Annotated in this window: 20 protein-coding genes and 1 tRNA gene; 15 read left to right on the forward strand and 6 right to left on the reverse strand. The window is 68.0% G+C overall.

Going from position 1 to position 16,717, the window contains the following annotated elements; translation table 11 throughout:
- Positions 1-28: 28 nt before the first annotated feature.
- Positions 29-463, reverse strand: coding sequence for a type II 3-dehydroquinate dehydratase (aroQ, locus tag KOF26_RS13850; RefSeq protein WP_216326115.1), 435 nt, complete (start codon positions 461-463; stop codon positions 29-31).
- A gap of 55 nt (positions 464-518) precedes the next feature.
- On the opposite strand from aroQ, the gene thiS reads away from it, so the two are divergent.
- The 15 genes from thiS to KOF26_RS13925 all read left to right on the forward strand — a co-directional run bounded on the left by thiS (position 519) and on the right by KOF26_RS13925 (position 12,198).
- A complete protein-coding gene (gene thiS / locus KOF26_RS13855) occupies positions 519-1,523 on the forward strand; it encodes a sulfur carrier protein ThiS (RefSeq protein WP_216326118.1) in 1,005 nt (334 codons plus the stop codon).
- Positions 1,524-1,613: 90 nt separating this feature from the next.
- The gene (locus KOF26_RS13860) at positions 1,614-1,805 is read left to right on the forward strand and encodes a CsbD family protein (protein WP_216326122.1); all 192 of its coding nucleotides are present in this window, start codon (positions 1,614-1,616) and stop codon (positions 1,803-1,805) included.
- A 147-nt stretch (positions 1,806-1,952) separates the two neighbouring features.
- On the forward strand, positions 1,953-2,660 hold the full coding sequence (locus KOF26_RS13865) for a CoA transferase subunit A (RefSeq protein ID WP_216326125.1): 708 nt from the start codon (positions 1,953-1,955) through the stop codon (positions 2,658-2,660).
- Positions 2,660-3,301, forward strand: a complete 642-nt coding sequence (locus KOF26_RS13870; RefSeq protein ID WP_216326128.1) for a 3-oxoacid CoA-transferase subunit B — start codon at positions 2,660-2,662, stop codon at positions 3,299-3,301. The genes KOF26_RS13865 and KOF26_RS13870 overlap by 1 nt, the downstream gene beginning before the upstream one ends.
- Positions 3,302-3,584: 283 nt before the next feature.
- Complete coding sequence (locus KOF26_RS13875; RefSeq protein WP_216326131.1) at positions 3,585-4,859, forward strand: serine hydrolase domain-containing protein; 1,275 nt, start codon at positions 3,585-3,587, stop codon at positions 4,857-4,859.
- Positions 4,860-4,916: 57 nt separating this feature from the next.
- Positions 4,917-6,347 (forward strand): 3-isopropylmalate dehydratase large subunit, encoded by a 1,431-nt coding sequence (gene leuC / locus KOF26_RS13880; RefSeq protein WP_216326134.1) that lies wholly within the window; start codon positions 4,917-4,919, stop codon positions 6,345-6,347.
- Positions 6,347-6,958 (forward strand): 3-isopropylmalate dehydratase small subunit, encoded by a 612-nt coding sequence (leuD, locus tag KOF26_RS13885; RefSeq protein WP_216326137.1) that lies wholly within the window; start codon positions 6,347-6,349, stop codon positions 6,956-6,958. The genes leuC and leuD overlap by 1 nt, the downstream gene beginning before the upstream one ends.
- Before the next feature lie 72 nt (positions 6,959-7,030).
- Positions 7,031-7,354, forward strand: a complete 324-nt coding sequence (locus KOF26_RS13890; RefSeq protein WP_216326140.1) for a DUF1476 domain-containing protein — start codon at positions 7,031-7,033, stop codon at positions 7,352-7,354.
- Between the two features lie 5 nt (positions 7,355-7,359).
- Positions 7,360-7,593 carry a BolA/IbaG family iron-sulfur metabolism protein gene (locus tag KOF26_RS13895; RefSeq protein WP_216326143.1) on the forward strand — a complete coding sequence of 78 codons (234 nt, stop codon included), beginning with the start codon at positions 7,360-7,362 and terminating at the stop codon, positions 7,591-7,593.
- Positions 7,594-7,605: 12 nt separating this feature from the next.
- Complete coding sequence (gene grxD / locus KOF26_RS13900; RefSeq protein ID WP_216326146.1) at positions 7,606-7,938, forward strand: Grx4 family monothiol glutaredoxin; 333 nt, start codon at positions 7,606-7,608, stop codon at positions 7,936-7,938.
- A gap of 65 nt (positions 7,939-8,003) precedes the next feature.
- On the forward strand, positions 8,004-8,870 hold the full coding sequence (locus tag KOF26_RS13905) for an MBL fold metallo-hydrolase (protein ID WP_363182260.1): 867 nt from the start codon (positions 8,004-8,006) through the stop codon (positions 8,868-8,870).
- Entirely contained in the window at positions 8,867-9,547 is a 681-nt protein-coding gene (locus tag KOF26_RS13910) for a DUF4230 domain-containing protein (protein WP_216326152.1), read from the forward strand. The genes KOF26_RS13905 and KOF26_RS13910 overlap by 4 nt, the downstream gene beginning before the upstream one ends.
- Positions 9,548-9,640: 93 nt before the next feature.
- Positions 9,641-10,639, forward strand: coding sequence for a quinolinate synthase NadA (gene nadA, locus KOF26_RS13915; protein WP_216326155.1), 999 nt, complete (start codon positions 9,641-9,643; stop codon positions 10,637-10,639).
- Positions 10,636-11,472 (forward strand): carboxylating nicotinate-nucleotide diphosphorylase, encoded by an 837-nt coding sequence (gene nadC / locus KOF26_RS13920; protein ID WP_216326157.1) that lies wholly within the window; start codon positions 10,636-10,638, stop codon positions 11,470-11,472. Before nadA ends, nadC begins: the two co-directional genes overlap by 4 nt.
- A gap of 12 nt (positions 11,473-11,484) precedes the next feature.
- Positions 11,485-12,198 carry a ribonuclease T2 family protein gene (locus KOF26_RS13925; protein ID WP_216326160.1) on the forward strand — a complete coding sequence of 238 codons (714 nt, stop codon included), beginning with the start codon at positions 11,485-11,487 and terminating at the stop codon, positions 12,196-12,198.
- On the opposite strand, the gene KOF26_RS13930 is transcribed toward KOF26_RS13925, so the two are convergent.
- The 5 genes from KOF26_RS13930 to rpsA form a co-directional block, all read right to left on the reverse strand.
- Positions 12,173-12,562: a DUF4112 domain-containing protein gene (locus KOF26_RS13930; RefSeq protein ID WP_216326163.1), complete on the reverse strand. Its 390-nt coding sequence runs from the start codon at positions 12,560-12,562 to the stop codon at positions 12,173-12,175. The two genes, KOF26_RS13925 and KOF26_RS13930, sit on opposite strands and share 26 nt — an antisense overlap.
- A 5-nt stretch (positions 12,563-12,567) precedes the next feature.
- Positions 12,568-14,022, reverse strand: a complete 1,455-nt coding sequence (locus KOF26_RS13935) for an ABC transporter substrate-binding protein (protein ID WP_253201441.1) — start codon at positions 14,020-14,022, stop codon at positions 12,568-12,570.
- 70 nt (positions 14,023-14,092) lie between these two features.
- Positions 14,093-14,176: transfer RNA gene (locus KOF26_RS13940), tRNA-Leu, on the reverse strand.
- A 60-nt stretch (positions 14,177-14,236) separates the two neighbouring features.
- On the reverse strand, positions 14,237-14,515 hold the full coding sequence (locus KOF26_RS13945; protein WP_216326166.1) for an integration host factor subunit beta: 279 nt from the start codon (positions 14,513-14,515) through the stop codon (positions 14,237-14,239).
- Positions 14,516-14,763: 248 nt separating this feature from the next.
- Positions 14,764-16,470 (reverse strand): 30S ribosomal protein S1, encoded by a 1,707-nt coding sequence (gene rpsA, locus KOF26_RS13950; RefSeq protein ID WP_216326169.1) that lies wholly within the window; start codon positions 16,468-16,470, stop codon positions 14,764-14,766.
- Positions 16,471-16,717 lie beyond the last annotated feature (247 nt).

Consider the following 16,717-nt stretch of genomic DNA (forward strand, 5'->3'; position numbering starts at 1 on the left):
TTTTTTCCGTTCATGCGCGCGGGCTTTGTCAGAGCTTGGCCGCCGCGTCCAGCGCGAGCGCATAGGACAGCGCGCCAAAACCCGCGATAGTTCCCTTCGCCGCCTGCCCGACGAGGCTGACATGGCGGAAGGATTCGCGCTTGTGCGGGTTCGACAGATGCACCTCGATCACCGGCACGGCGATCGCCTTGATCGCGTCGTGGATTGCGACGGAGGTATGGGTGAAGGCGGCGGCGTTGAGGATCACCGCCCTGGCGCCCACCGCGTTCGCCTCCTGCAGCCAGTCGACGATATGCCCTTCATGGTTGGACTGGCGCATGTCGATGGCGATGCCCAGCGCCTGCGCCTGATCCTCCAGCCGGCTGGCGATGTCGTCCAGCGTGTCGTGGCCGTAGATGTCCGGCTCGCGCAGGCCGAGCATGTTGATGTTCGGGCCGTTGAGGACGAAGACGGTGTCGGTCACATGGGCTCTCCATCGCGTGTTGCGGGCGGGTGCGCCCCCTCCCTATATGCGAGCCATGCACACAGACGGAACCATCTCCATCCGCGTCAATGGCGAACACCGGCGCGTCACCGACGGGCTCAGCCTTGCCGAGCTTGCCTCCGAACTCGGCTTCGTGCCCGAAAAGATCGCGGTCGAGCGCAATCTGGCGGTGGTCCCGCGCTCGACGCTGGCCGAGGTGAAGGTCGAGGATGGCGACGAGCTGGAGATTGTCCACTTCGTCGGCGGCGGCGATCACGCCGGCCCGGTCGACGAGGATCGCTGGACGGTGGCGGGACGCAGCTTCCGCTCGCGCCTGATCGTCGGCACCGGCAAGTACCGGACGCTGGAGGAGAATGCCGCGGCGGTGGTCGCCGCCGGCGCCGAGATCGTCACCGTCGCGGTGCGCCGGGTCAACATCTCCGACCCCAAGGCGCCGATGCTGACCGATTATATCGATCCGAAGCTTTACACCTATCTGCCCAACACCGCCGGCTGCTTCACCGCCGACGAGGCGATCCGCACGTTGCGGCTCGCCCGCGAGGCCGGCGGCTGGGACCTCGTCAAGCTGGAGGTGCTGGGCGAGGCGCGTACCCTTTATCCCGACATGGTCGAGACGCTGCGCGCCACCGAGATACTGGCGAAGGAGGGCTTCCTTCCGATGGTCTATTGCGTGGACGATCCGATCGCCGCCAAACGGCTGGAGGATGCCGGCGCGGTGGCGGTGATGCCGCTCGGCGCGCCGATCGGCTCCGGGCTTGGCATCCAGAATCAGGTGACGATTCGCCTTATCAAGGAAGGCGCTGGCGTGCCGGTGATCGTCGATGCCGGCGTCGGCACCGCCTCCGATGCCGCGGTGGCGATGGAGCTGGGCTGCGACGGCGTGCTGATGAACACCGCCATCGCCGAGGCGCGCGAGCCGATGCTGATGGCTGCCGCGATGAAGGCGGCGGTCGAGGCCGGCCGGCTCGCCTACCGCGCCGGCCGCATGGGCAAGCGCCGCTACGCCGACCCCTCCAGCCCGCTCGCCGGTCTGATCTGAACCCTTCCCGGGCGGGCCTCCGGGGGGTGACAGGAACCTCCCGCCCTCTCGCGCGCTTCATGACGCGAGAGACAGCGAATGGAGGCTTCTATGGGTGAGTTGAAGGATCGGGTCGAAGGCGCCGCCAATGAGGCGATCGGCAAGGCCAAGCGCGCCATCGGCGACGCCACCGATCGGCCGGACATTCGTGCCGAGGGTGACGCACAGGAGGCCAGGGGCGACGTCCAGTCCGCCATCGGCCGCGCCAAGGGCGGCGTGAAGAACGCCGTCGACAGGATCTGAATTCGACCGTTGCCGCGAGAGCGGACGCGACCAGGGCGTCGCCCCACATGGGGCGGCGCCCTTTTCATGTTGCGCTGCATCGCATTGCGCTCGCCCGGGGCCGGGCCTAAGACCGCGGCAACGGCGCGGGGGAGCAGGAAAGGCGAGATGGGAAAAGTCTATCCGAACGCAACGGCGGCGCTTGAAGGCCTGCTGCATGACGGCATGATGATCTGCGCGGGCGGCTTTGGCCTGTGCGGCATTCCGGAGCGATTGATCGACGCTGTGCAGGCGTCCGGCGTGAAGGGGCTGGTGATCGCCTCGAACAATGCCGGCATCGACAATGTCGGTCTCGGCAAGCTGCTCCGCACCCGCCAGGTCGCCAAGATGATCTCCTCCTATGTCGGTGAGAACAAGGAGTTCGAGCGGCAATATCTGGCCGGGGAGCTGGCCGTGGAATTCTGCCCGCAGGGCACGCTGGCCGAGCGCATCCGCGCCGGGGGCGCGGGCATTCCGGGCTTCTACACCAAGACCGGCGTCGGCACGATCGTCGCCGACGGCAAGGAGACCAGGGAGTTCGACGGGGAGACCTACGTCCTCGAACGCGGCATCCGCGCCGACCTGTCGATCATCAAGGGCTGGAAGGCGGACGAGGCGGGCAACCTCATCTTCCGCAAGACGGCGCGCAACTTCAATCAGCCGATGGCCACCGCCAGCCACATGACGGTGGCCGAGGTGGAGGAGATCGTGCCGGTGGGCTCGCTCGATCCGGACGCGATCCACGTGCCCGGCATTTTCATCAAGCGGCTCGTCCTCGGCGCGCCCTATGAGAAGCAGATCGAATTCCGAACCACCCGCGCGAGGGAGGCCGCCTGATGTCCTGGACCCGCGACGACATGGCGGCGCGCGCCGCCCGTGAACTGCGTGACGGCTTCTACGTCAACCTCGGCATCGGCATCCCGACCCTGGTGGCGAACCATATCCCGGCCGGCCTCGAGGTGACGCTCCAGTCCGAGAACGGCATGCTCGGCATCGGGCCCTTTCCCTATGAGGACGAGGTCGACCCGGATCTGATCAACGCCGGCAAGCAGACGATCAGCGAACTGCCGTCATCCAGCTATTTCTCCTCGGCGGACAGCTTCGCGATGATCCGCGGCGGCCATATCGACCTGACCGTGCTTGGCGCGATGGAAGTGTCGGAAGGCGGCGACATCGCCAACTGGATGATCCCCGGCAAGATGGTGAAGGGCATGGGCGGGGCGATGGACCTCGTCGCCGGCGTCAAGAAGATCATCGTCGTCATGGAGCATAATGCCAAGTCGGGCGATGCCAAGTTCATCCCGGAATGCACGCTGCCGCTCACCGGCAAGAACGTCGTCGACATGATCATCACCGACATCGCCGTATTCCAGCGCCCCGACCATCAGAGCCCGTTCGCGCTGATCGAGCTGGCGCCGGGCGTCACGGCGGAGGAGGTCAAGGCCCGCACCACGGCGCATTATATCGAGCGGGTGTAGCAGTTCGCGGGGCGTCTCTCGCGCGCCGGCGTGCCGCATTCGTCGTTTGGCATCCGCCGCGCGACGGGCTCCGGAGAGTCAGTTGCGCGGACCGACGCACGTTCAGGCTGACGGAATCCTCTTCCCGAGGCTTTGTTATCCACAACAAACCTCTTCGGTTCATCCCGGCTCGGCGGCGCTCTGCCGCCGGGACGGCTTGTGGTAGAGAGGGGCAGGGCTAGAAGATTGCCCTTCCGCGCAGATCATTTGCGCCCCCTGCTTCCCGAGGCCCATGAAACAGGTCGTGATCCGTCCCCCGAAGCGCCCGCGCCGCGCGCGTCCCGGCTTCGTGGCGATCCTCGTCGCGGCTGGTGTGATCGCCCTGCTGGCGGCCGCCATGTCGATGGACCTGTTCACCCGCCGCATCGGCCCGACGAAGCTCGCCCCGGCGCTGACGGCCGATGCCAGCGGCGCCATCGTCGAGGCGCCGCCGGTGGGCAGCCGCATCGATTACCGGCGGCTGGATCAGCGGCTGACCCGGCTCGCCGGGATGAAGGGCGTGGTCGGCTTCGCCGTCGCCGTGGTCGAGCAGGGGCGCATCCGCTTCCTCAAGGGCTATGGCGTGCGCGCGCCGGGCTCCACCGATCCGGTCGATCTCAAGACCCGCTTCGCCTGGGCCTCGCTGTCCAAGACGGTGGCGGCGACGCTGATGGAGCGGCTGGCGCAGGAAGGCCGCGTGCGGCTCGATCGGCCGGTCGCCGATTACGGCACGTCGCTGCGCCTGCCCAATGGCGGCGAGCAGGTGGTGACGGTGGAGGACGTGCTGTCGCACCGCACCGGGCTGGTGAAGAACGCCTGGGACGACCGGCTGGAAGATGGCCAGGATCCGGCGGTGATCCGGGGCGACTATGCCAAGCTTTCCAATCTCTGCCGTCCGGGCACCTGCTTCGCCTACCAGAATATCGCCTATGACACCGCGCACGAGATCGTCGAGAAGGTGACCGGCACACCCTATGCGCAGGCGGTTCGTCAGCTGATCTTCGGCCCGCTCGGCATGACCGGCGCCTCGATCGGGCAGGAGGGGCTGGAGGCGGATGATGATTGGGCGCGCCCGTCCAACGGCCTGCGCGCCTATCCGGTGCAGCAAAATTATTATCATGTGCCGGCCGCCGGCGGGGTCAATTCGACGATCGTCGATCTTGGCATCTGGCTGCGCGCGCAGATGGGCGGCGTGCCCGCCATCCTGCCGCCGGCGCTGCTCGACGATCTCCACCGCGCCCGCGTCGATACCTGGTCGGAGCATCGCACCGAATATGACGTGCCGATGCGCGATACCAGCTACGCGCTCGGCTTCCGCAACGCCTGGTATGACGGACGGCGGCTGATCGGCCATCGCGGCGCCGTGCGTGGCTATCGCTCGCTCATCTCCTTTGATCCGGAGGCGGGGGTCGGCGTCGCCGTGCTGTGGAATTCGGAAAGCACGCGGCCCGTCGGCATCCCGATGGAAATCTGGGACATGCTCGCCGGGCGACCGGCAAAGGACTGGCTGAGGCTCGACGATCGCAAGAAAGCATCCTGAAACCGTCTTCCTGCGATCTTTCCTTTCGCCGCAATTGCGTTTAGAGCAGCTTCCATCATGACCAAGCCCCGCACGCTCTACGAGAAAATCTGGGACGCCCATGTCGTCGAACGACGCCCCGATGGCACCTGCCTGATCTATATCGACCGCCATCTCGTCCATGAGGTGACGAGCCCGCAGGCGTTCGAGGGGCTTCGCGCGACGGGCCGTGGCGTGCGGCGGCCCGATCTCACCCTCGCGGTGCCCGATCACAATCTGCCGACGACGCCGCGCCGCAACCCGGACGGCTCGCGCATCCCGATCGCAGACGCGGAATCGGCCAACCAGCTCGCCACGCTGGAGCGCAACGCGCCGGCCTTCGGCATACGCTATATCGGCGATGCCGATCCGGAGCAGGGCATCGTCCATGTCGTCGGGCCGGAACAGGGCTTCTCGCTGCCGGGCACGACCATCGTCTGCGGAGACAGCCATACCTCGGCGCATGGCGGGATCGGCGCGCTGGCCTTCGGTATCGGCACGTCCGAGGTCGAGCATGTGCTGGCGACCCAGACATTGCTGCTCCAGCAGTCGAGGACGATGGAGGTCCGCGTCGATGGCGCGCTCGGCTTCGGGGTCAGCCCGAAGGACGTGGTGCTGGCGATCATCGGACGCATCGGGGCAGCGGGCGGCACCGGCCACGTCATCGAATATACCGGCTCCGTATTCCGCGAGATGTCGGTGGAAGGGCGGATCACCGTCTGCAACATGTCGATCGAAGGCGGCGCCCGCGCCGGCCTGGTCGCGCCGGACGACACCGTGTTCGACTATCTCAAGGGTCGTCCGATGGCCCCTGCGGGCGCGGACTGGGAGGCCGCCGTCGCCTGGTGGCGCACGCTGCCGAGCGACCCGGGAGCGACCTACGACAAGGTCGTGGTGCTCGATGCCGCGGCCATCGCGCCCGGCGTCACCTGGGGCACCAGCCCGGAGGACGTGGTGCCGATCACCGGCGCCGTTCCGGATCCGGAGAGCTTCGCCGACCCGTCCAAGCAGGCCGCCGCCGCCAAGTCGCTCGCCTATATGGGCCTGACCCCGGGTACGCGGATGGAGGATGTGGCGGTGGAGAATATCTTCATCGGCAGCTGCACCAACAGCCGCATCGAGGATCTGCGTGCGGCCGCCGCCGTGGCCCGCGGCCGCCGCCGCGCGGACGGCGTCAAGCGCGTGTGGGTGGTGCCCGGCTCCGGCCTGGTCAAGCGGCAGGCGGAAGCCGAGGGGCTGGACCGCGTCTTCATCGAGGCGGGGTTCGAATGGCGCGAGCCCGGCTGCTCGGCCTGCCTCGGCATGAACCCGGACAAGATCCCCGCCGGCGAGCGCTGCGCCTCCACCTCGAACCGCAATTTCGTCGGACGGCAGGGCCCGGGCTCACGCACCCATCTCGTCTCGCCGGCGATGGCCGCGGCCGCGGCGGTAACCGGCCGGCTGACCGACGTCCGGGAGCTGATCGGCTGATGCAGAATTTCACCCATGTCGAGGGGCGCGCCTATCCGTGGGGCGCCAAGAACATCGACACCGATGTCATCATCCCGGCCCATTACCTCAAGACGGTGAGCCGCGAGGGGCTTGGCAGGGGCGCGTTCGAGACGGTGCGCGCGACCGATGGGAACATCTTCGACGATCCCCGCTACGCCGGCGCGCCGGTGCTGATCGCGGGCGACAATTTCGGCTGCGGCTCCAGCCGCGAGCATGCCGCCTGGGCGCTGGGCGACATGGGCGTGCGCGCGGTAATCGCGCCGAGCTTCTCGGATATCTTCTCCGGCAATGCGGTGAAGAATGGCATCCTGCCCGTGGTCCTGCCGCAGGCGGCGGTCGACCGGCTGATCGAGGTCGCCCGCGATCACCCGATCACCGTCGATCTCGAGACCTGCACGGTCACCACCCCGTTCCAGGATCGCTTCCCGTTCGAGATCGACCCCTTCCGCCGGCAATGCCTGCTCGAGGGGCTGGACGAGATCGGCATCACGCTCGCCATGGCCCCAGCGATCACCGGATTCGAGGCCGAGATGGCGCGAGACCGGCCGTGGCTCGCCGGCCGCACCGGGGCGGCGCCGCACGCGGCCTGAACGCCCGGTTGCGCGCGGGCCGGCCTGTCCCTATCTCTCCGGCGAATTTCGCTAGGATAGCAAGGGGCGGCAATGACGACTTTCGACGATCGCGAGCGGGGATTCGAGACCAAGTTCGCCCATGATCAGGAAATGGCATTCCGCGTCACGGCGCGGCGCAATCGCCTGATCGGCCAATGGGCTGCCGGGCTGATGGGCCTTACCGCGGCCGAGACCGACGCCTATGCCAAGGCGGTCGTCCAGGCCGATTTCGAGGAGGCCGGCGACGAGGATGTGATCCGCAAGCTGCTCGGCGACCTCGTCAGCGCCAATGTCGACATGGACGAGGCGCGCATCCGCGCCCAGCTCGATGCGTCGACGATCGAGGCCCGCCGCCAGCTCATGGAGGCGAAGTAACCGAGATGCCGATGGCGGCGGACGAGATTGCGGCGATGATCCGGGAGAATATCCCGGATGCCGCCGTGGAGATCACCGATCTCGCCGGTGACGGCGATCATTATGCGGCGCGCGTCACCGCGGAAAGCTTCCGCGGCACCTCTCGCGTCGCCCAGCACCAGCGCGTCTACGCCGCGCTCGGCGGCCGGATGGGCGGCGTGCTCCATGCGCTCCAGCTTACCACCGCCATTCCCGACTGAGGATTTTGCGACATGTCGAATGAAGCCCAGGCCCGTATCGCCGAGACGGTGAACACCAATCCCGTCGTGCTGTTCATGAAGGGCACGCCGCTTTTCCCGCAGTGCGGCTTTTCCAGCCGTGCGGTGGCCATCCTCGACCATATCGGCGTCGAATATGCTTCGGTCGACGTGCTGCAGGATCAGGGCATCCGCCAGGGCATCAAGGAATATTCCGACTGGCCGACCATCCCCCAGCTTTATGTGAAGGGCGAATTTGTCGGCGGTTCGGATATCCTCATGGAGATGTACGAGGCCGGCGAGCTGGTGCAGCTGTTCGAGGAGCGGGGCATCGCGCACAAGGCGTGATGGCGCGCGCACCCCGTTCGGGTGGAAGGGCGACAAAGCGTGACCTTCTGCCCGAACGTCCCCATATCTCTTCCGTGACAGAGCAGGCGCCCGACCACGTCCAGCCCCTCTCGCCGCTCGTGCGGCGGGTGCTGGCTGCCAATCCGTCGCCCTTCACCTTCACCGGCACGCAGACCTATGTAGTGGGGAAGGGCGAGGTGGCGGTGATCGACCCCGGGCCCGATCTCTCGGCCCATATCGACGCCATCCTCGCCGCCACGGCGGGCGAGCGCGTCACCGCGATCCTCTGCACCCACACCCATCGCGATCACAGCCCCGGCGCCGCCCCGCTCAAGGCGGCGACCGGCGCCGAGGTGATCGGTTGCGCGCCGCTGTCGCTCGACGATGACGGGCCGCGCGCCGATGCCGCGTTCGACACCGGCTACGCCCCCGACCGGGTGCTCGCCGACGGCGAGCGCGTGTCCGGCCCCGGCTGGACCCTGGAGGCGGTCGCCACCCCCGGCCACACCTCCAACCACCTGTGCTTCGCGCTGGCGGAGGAGCGGGCGCTGTTCAGCGGCGATCATGTCATGGGCTGGTCGACTACCGTCGTCTCGCCCCCGGACGGCGACATGGCCGCCTATATGGCGAGCCTCGACCGGCTGATGGCGCGGGCCGATCATCTCTATTATCCCGCCCATGGCGAGCCGATCGCCGAGCCGCAGCGCTGGGTGCGCGGCCTCATCGGGCATCGGCGGCAGCGTGAGGGGCAGATATTGCGGCTGCTCGGCGAGGATGTCGGCCTGATCCCGGAGATGGTGGCGCGAATGTATTCCGGGATCGATCCGCGCCTGCATCCGGCGGCCGGCCGCTCCGTGCTCGCCCATCTCATCGACCTTGAGGCGCGCGCCCGCGTCGCCCGCGACAATGACCGGTGGAGGCTGGCTGCGTGAAGCGCACGATCGTCATCCTGCTCGCCGCCGCCCTGATCGGACTGGGCGCGTGGTTGGGCCTTTCCAACCTCGGGCGCTGGTCGACGACCCCGCCCGATCCCGAGACAGTGGCCTCGGCCAGCCTGCAGGGTCTGCGCGAGCAGAATCGGCTGACGCCGTTCGCGGCCCGCTTCGTGGCGGTGGTCACCTCCAGCCAGTCCCGCTTCGGCCTGTCCGCGCGCAAGACGATGATCATGCCGGGCACGGTGCGTTACGAGCTTGACCTTGCCCGTCTTCAGCAGCGCGACCTTGCGTGGAATCCGACGACGCGGACGCTGACGATCACCCTGCCGCCGGTCGAGGTATCCGGCCCGGAAGTCGATATGGCCGGCATCAAGGAATATGATTCGGGCGGCGTGCTGATGGCGCTCACCCATGCCGAACAGGCGCTCGATCAGGCAAACCGCGCCGCCGCCCAGCGCCAGCTGGTGGCACAGGCGCGGGAGGCAGCGCCGCTCCGCCTTGCCCGGGACGCCGCGCGCAGTGCCGTCGAGCGCAGCTTCGCGATGCCGTTGCGCGCCGCCGGCATCGACGCGACGGTCAAGGCCCGCTTCGCCGACGAGCCCGATCCCGCCGCCGCGCCGGAATATGTCGACCATTCCACCTCGCTGAACGAGGTCTACGCCTCTCCCCGATAGGTCGGCCGACATCCCCTGCTTCGTCAACTTCGCCTCAACTCTGGCGGGGCGGGCGGGTCTCGCCTATCTGGGCGGCGAAGAGGAGTTTCGACCATGAACGCCGTCACCGAGAGCCTCAAGGGCGTCGACATCCGCGCCGAGATCGATCGGCTTCGCAAGGAGCGCAATGCCGTCATCCTGGCCCATTATTATCAGGATCCGGTGATCCAGGATCTCGCCGATTTCGTCGGTGACAGCCTCGACCTGTCGCGCAAGGCGGCCGACACCGATGCCGAGGTGATCGCCTTTTGCGGCGTGCGCTTCATGGCCGAGGTCGCCAAGATCCTGTCGCCCGAGAAGACGGTGATCCTGCCGGACATGGCCGCCGGCTGCTCGCTGGAGGACAGCTGCCCGCCGCAGGAGTTCGCAGCCTTCCGCGCTGCCCATCCCGATCACATCGCGCTCACCTACATCAACTGCTCCGCGGCGGTGAAGGCGCATTCAGACATCATCGTCACCTCCTCCTCGGCGGAGAAGATCCTTGCCCAGCTGCCGCTGGATCAGAAGATCATCTTCGCCCCCGACAAGAATCTCGGCGCCTATTTCAATCGCAAGACCGGGCGGGACATGCTGCTCTGGCCGGGCGCCTGCATCGTTCACGAGGCGTTTTCGGAGACGGAGCTGCTGAAGCTCAAGGCGCTGCATCCCGGCGCGCCGGTCGCCGCCCACCCGGAATGCCCGGCCTATATCCTCGATCATGCCGATCAGGTCGGGTCGACGCGCGCCATCCTCGAATTCGCGCTGGCGACGCAAGCGGACACGATCATCGTCGCCACCGAGCCGCACATCATCCACCAGATGGAGAAGGCAGCGCCGCACAAGACCTTCATCGGCGCGCCCGGCGCCGACGGCAACTGCAACTGTAACATGTGCCCCTATATGGCGCTGAACACGCTGGAGAAGCTTTACGTCGCGCTGCGCGACATGCAGCCCCGCATCGAGCTGGACGAGGCGACCCGCCTAGCCGCCAAGGCGCCGCTCGATCGCATGCTGGCCATGGCCGCCGGCACGGTCGGCCTCGGCGATCTCGGCCTGCGCCAGGTGAAGGGGTGATCGCGGGCTTCGACGTCGCCGCGTTCGTCGCCGCGACTCTGGCCGAGGATCTGGGCGACGGCGGCGACATCACGTCGGCGGCCGTCATTCCCGAGCAGGCCCGCTTCACCGGCGTCATGGACAGTCGCGACGCGATCACCGTCGCCGGCCTGCCCCTCGCCGAGGCGTTTTTCCGCACGCTCGATCCGGATGTCCGCATCGAGCGGCTGGTCGAGGATGGCGATCGCGTGTCGCGCGGCACCGATCTGATGCGGATCGAGGGCAGGGCGCGCGCGCTGCTCACCGCCGAGCGCTCGGCGCTCAACACCCTTCAGCATCTCTCGGGGGTCGCGACGCTGACGCGCACCTATGTCGACGCCATCGCGGGCACCGGCGCAGTGCTGCTCGACACGCGCAAGACCATTCCCGGGCTGCGCCTGCTCGAGAAATACGCCACCCGCATGGGTGGAGCGACCAATCACCGCATGGGCCTGTGGGATGCGGCGATGATCAAGGATAATCACGTCGCCGTCGCCGGCGGCGTCGCCGAGGCCGCGGCGCGCGCCAGGGCAGCGGGTATCGCCCGCATCATCGTCGAGGTCGATCGCGTCGACCAGATCGAGCCGGCGCTGGCCGCCGGCGCCACCCATTTGCTGCTCGACAATATGCCGCCGGCAATCCTGCGCGGCGCCGTCACGCTGGTCGGCGGGCGCGTGCCGACCGAGGCATCGGGCGGCGTCACGCTGGAGACGATCCGGGCGATCGCGGAAACCGGCGTCACCTATATTTCGGTCGGCCGCTTGACCCAGTCGGCGCCGGCGGCAGACATCGGTCTCGACCTCGCCACTGCCTGACCCGGAGCCTTGATGCGCGCCCTGATCCTCGCTTTGCCGGCCCTGCTTGCCGCGCCCACGATGCTCTCCGCCCAGACGCCGGCGAGCTGCCCGTTGCCGGGCGCGCTGATCACCCCGCACGATGCGCTGCCGAACGAGAACGAGCCGCGCCGCGTCGTGCCGATCGGCGGCTATACCCTGGCGATCAGCTGGTCGCCGGAATTTTGTCGCGGCAAGCCGGCGAGCTACAGCTTCCAGTGCAGCGGGCGTGCCCGGTTCGGCTTCGTGCTCCACGGGCTGTGGCCGGACGGGAAGGGGAAGGATTGGCCCCAATATTGCGCGCCGACCGGGATCGTCTCCCCGCGCACGATCCGCGGCATGATGTGCGCAACGCCCTCCGAACAGCTCATCCAGCATGAATGGGCCAAGCACGGCACCTGCATGCCCGGCGAGACGCCCGAAAGCTATTTCGCGCGCTCCTCGGCGATGTACCGCCAGCTCCGCTTCCCGGACATGGACCGTCTGTCGCGTGATCGGTCGCTGACGGTGGGCGGCTTCCAGCGCGCCTTCGCCGCCGTCAATCCTGGCCTGCGTGCGGACATGATGCGCGTCACGGTGACGCGGGCCGGCTGGCTCGATGAACTATGGCTGTGTCGCGACACGCGGCTCCGGCCGGTGCGCTGCCCGGCGCATCAGGGCGGCGCGGCGCCGCAGCGTCCGCTCAGGATCCAGCGCGGTCGAGCGTGACGATCGCCTGACCCGGGTGATGCCGGTCGAGGTGGCGGCGAACGATGCGCAGGTTGCGGCTGTTGGAGCGCCAGGCGAAATCGAATATGTCGCCGACCACCGGGATCGCGCCGAGCAGCGTGTCGATGCCGATGTTCGCCGCCATCCGCGTCATCTGCCATTTCGACATGCCGAGGTTGCGCGCTTCCCAGATCAGGTAGGCGCCGAGCATCGCCCCCATGACGTCGCCGACCACCGGCACCAGCCCCATCACCGCGTCGAGGCCGATCGGGCGGTTGATGATCGGCAGCGTCATGCTCCGCTCCAGCATCAGCTCCATCCGCTCGACGCGGCGGCGGACGGTGAGCGGGTCGGGGCGTGGCATGGCGATCAGCGGCGGTCGCGGTCGGCGCGGAGATGGCGGGCCGGGTGGAAGGCGCGGGGGCTTTCCCGCCAACCGGTCATCCGCCGCCCGACCAGCGACCAGCGCAGCGGCCGGGCGAGCGCGATATAGGGCACGTTCTGGGTGATCAGCCGGTCCGCCTCGCGCAGCATCACCGTCCGCTCGGCAAGCGTCGGCGCGTTGCGCGCGGCGATCAGCGCGCGGTCGCTCTCGCTGGTGCAGGGCACCTTCATCGCGCAGGCAAATCGGCGCAGATACCAGCTGGCGATCTCGCCCGGGGCGACCTGATCGACCAGCCGCAGGTCGGCCGGCGCATCCGCCGCCACCCGCGTCACCGCGACGCCAAGCGCCCGCCAATCCTGCGCCAGCCGGGCGAACACCAGCCGGCTGCCCGGGCCGTCGGGCAGGGCGACGCGCAATGCCGGAGGTTCGCCGTGCGCGCTACGCCAGATCGCGATCGAAGCGGCGGCGTCGGTGCGCCGGGTGTCGAGCGGCTGGTCCGCCCAGTCCGGCTCGCTTGCCATCGGCAGGTCGGCGACGTCTCCGCCGATCAGCCGCGTCTCGGGTTGCCAGCCGGGCGCGTCGAAGGCGGCGACGAGGGCCTCGCGGTCGATCGCCATGGCGAGCGCGCGGCGCACTGTCGGCGTACCAATGAACGAATCGGACGGCGCCTCGGCAAACGTCAGGCCGAACAGACCCGTCGCCGGATCGAAGCGCAGCGCCCCCGGCGGCAATTCGCTCGCGGCATGGGCGATGGGCAGGTCTACGAAGCGGCCGCCGAGCACGCCGTCCGAGCGGCCCATGGCGAAGCGGACCACCGCCGCCGCCACCCGCTCGCCGCGGAGCCGGATGGTGTCGGCGTCGGTCTGTAGCGGCGCGCCGGGATCGGCTTCCGGGTCCTGCATCACCCGCGGGCGCAGCACGATCGCGCCGTCCTTCGCTACCGAGGCGAGATAGGGCCCGGAGCCCTCGTCATCCTGCATCACCGCGAACTCGGGCTGGGCGAACAGCTGAAGCAGATTCGGGCGCGGCGAGGACAGGCGCACGTCCACCACCTGCGGCGTGACCGCGACGATATCGGTGATCGCGCCGGTGATCGGCAGATAGGGGTTGCGGCTGCGCTGGGCGATGGCAAGCTTCAGCCGCCTGGCGACGTCTGCCGCCTCCACCGGCCGCCCGTCCGCCCAGTCGACGTCCGACAGGCGGAAGATGATGCTGAGGCCGTTGTTCGAAACCGTCCAGCGTTCGGCAAGCGCCGGTTCGGTCTGGCCGGATGCATCGAAGGCGACGAGCCCTTGCGCGGTGGCATCGGTGAGGAGGGCGGCCGGCGCCTCCAGCGGATGGCGTGCGCGATCGGCGAGCTTCGGTGCTGGCCCGATCACGCTCACCACGATCGGCTTGTCGTCCCCGCCGAGACCGCAGCCGGCGAGGAGCAGGGGCATGAGGAGACGGACGCATTGCTTCATCGGCGCAACCATAGACCGACGAAGGGCCGCTCGTCCAAGAGAGGAATGGTGCGGACGGCGGGACTCGAACCCGCACTCCATAGGAAGCCGATTTTAAGTCGGCTGCGTCTACCGGTTTCGCCACGTCCGCGCCGCCCCCAGAAGGCGCGCGGAGGGACATCCGTCAAGCGGGAAGCCGAATGCGAACGCCTCAGACGTTGAGGCGCGCGCGCATTTCCTTGCCCGGCTTGAAATAGGGCACGCGCTTGGCCTGCACATCGACGGCATCGCCGGTGCGCGGGTTGCGGCCCGTGCGCGCTTCACGCCCCCGAGTGGAAAAGGCGCCGAAGCCGCGCAGTTCGACGCGGCCGCCGCTGGCGAGGTGAACGGTGATCGTGTCGAAGAAGGTCGTCACGATGCGCTCGACATCCTTGATCGGAAGATCAGGATGGTCCCTGGACAGCAGCTGGATCAGCTCGGAACGGATCATTGCACCCCCTTGCGCTGACTTGACCGCCCCTCGTCACCGCATGTGCGCACCACAAACAGCATCGGATCAGGCTCGGTGTCGCCACTGCCCCCCGCAGTAAGCCGTGGCGGGAGCGGATGGCATAAAAACAGATCAATGTCACCTGTTGCGTCATTGCCGTGCGGCGGGTCGCTATCTGCCGACGCCGAAACGAAAAACGGCCGGCGCAAAGGCCGGCCGCTTCCGTTTTTTGAGGGAATCACCCCGGCTTACTGATTCTCCTGACGGGCCTTCAGCGCCTCGCCAAGGATATCGCCGAGCGACGCGCCCGAATCGGAGGAGCCATACTGGGCCACCGCCTGCTTCTCTTCCGCCATCTGCATCGCCTTGACGGAGAAGTTCGGCTTCTTCGAGCGATCGAAGCCGATCACCATCGCGTCGAACTTCTGGCCGACCTGGAAGCGCTCCGGACGCTGCTCGTCGCGGTCGCGGCCGAGATCGGCGCGACGGATGAACCCGGTGACGCCATCGTCGCCGACCTGCACCTCGAGGCCGCCGTCGCGAACCTCGAGCACGGTGACGGTGACGACCTCGTTCTTGGACACGCCGCCGGCCGAAGTGCCGCCGGTGGCGACGCCGCCACGCTCAAGCTGCTTCATGCCGAGCGAGATGCGCTCCTTCTCCGGATCGATGTCGAGCACGACGGCGGTCACCGTCTCGCCCTTGTGATGGAGGTTCAGCGCTTCCTCGCCGGACACGCCCCAGGCGATGTCGGACATGTGGACCATGCCGTCCACATCGCCGTCCAGGCCGATGAACAGGCCGAATTCGGTGGCGTTCTTCACTTCGCCCTCGACGGTCGAGCCGACCGGGTGCTTCTCGGCGAAGGCCTCCCACGGATTGGCCTGGGCCTGCTTCAGGCCGAGGCTGATGCGACGCTTCTCGGCGTCGACCTCGAGGATGACGACCTCGACCTCCTGGGAGGTGGAGACGATCTTGCCCGGATGGACGTTCTTCTTGGTCCAGCTCATCTCCGAGACGTGGACCAGGCCCTCGATGCCCGGCTCCAGCTCGACGAAGGCGCCATATTCGGTGATGTTGGTGACGCGGCCGGTGAACTTGCCGCCGATCGGGTACTTCGCGGCGGCGCCTTCCCACGGATCGCTCTCGAGCTGCTTCATGCCGAGCGAGATGCGCTGCGTGTCCTTGTTGATGCGGATGATCTGGACGCGCACGGTGTCGCCGATATTGATCATCTCGGACGGATGGCCGACGCGCTTGTAGCTGAGGTCGGTGACGTGCAGCAGGCCGTCAATGCCGCCGAGGTCGACGAAGGCGCCGTAATCGGTGATGTTCTTCACCACGCCGTCGATCACCTGGCCTTCATGCAGCGACTGGATCAGGCCCGAACGCTGCTCGGCGCGGGTCTCTTCCAGCACGGCGCGGCGGGAGACGACGATGTTGCCGCGGCGGCGATCCATCTTCAGGATCTGGAAGGGCTGCGGCAGGTCCATCAGCGGGGTGACGTCGCGCACCGGGCGGATGTCCACCTGGCTGCCCGGCAGGAAGGCGACGGCGCCGTTGAGGTCGACCGTGAAGCCGCCCTTGACGCGGCCGAAGATCACGCCTTCGACGCGCGCGGTCTTGGCGAACTCGGCCTCGAGCTTGTCCCATGCGGCTTCGCGACGGGCGCGGTCGCGCGACAGCATCGCCTCGCCATGAACATTCTCGACGCGGTCGACATAGACTTCGACTTCGTCGCCGATCTTCAGATCCGCCTTCTGGCCCGGGGCGGCGAATTCGCGCAGCGCGACGCGGCCTTCCGACTTCAGGCCGACGTCGATCACGGCCATGTCATTCTCGATGCCGGTGACGGTGCCCTTGACGACGCGGCCCTCGAAGCCGTCCGCCTGTCCGAGGGTCTGATCGAGAAGCGCCGCGAAATCGTCGCGCGTGGGGTTCGCCTGAGAGGCCATAAGCGTTGTCTATCCTTAATTCGTTGCGGGCCGACCGGTTGTGTCCGGTGGTCTCATGTCCATGAGAATGCAAAAGGGCGCGACGGAAATCCGCCGCGCCTGCCCGGATCAGGCGCCGGCTATCCGGTCGGCTGCATCCGATTCCTGCCTCCTCGGGCACAATTACCCTTTGGACAGGCCGCGCCATACTCGAAAAGCAAAGGCGGAGCAAGCCTTACGGCCTGCCCCGCCTTCCCCCACACCCGAC

It is taken from the genome of Sphingomonas quercus (assembly GCF_018863195.1).
GTDB classification, from domain to species: domain Bacteria; phylum Pseudomonadota; class Alphaproteobacteria; order Sphingomonadales; family Sphingomonadaceae; genus Solisphingomonas; species Solisphingomonas quercus.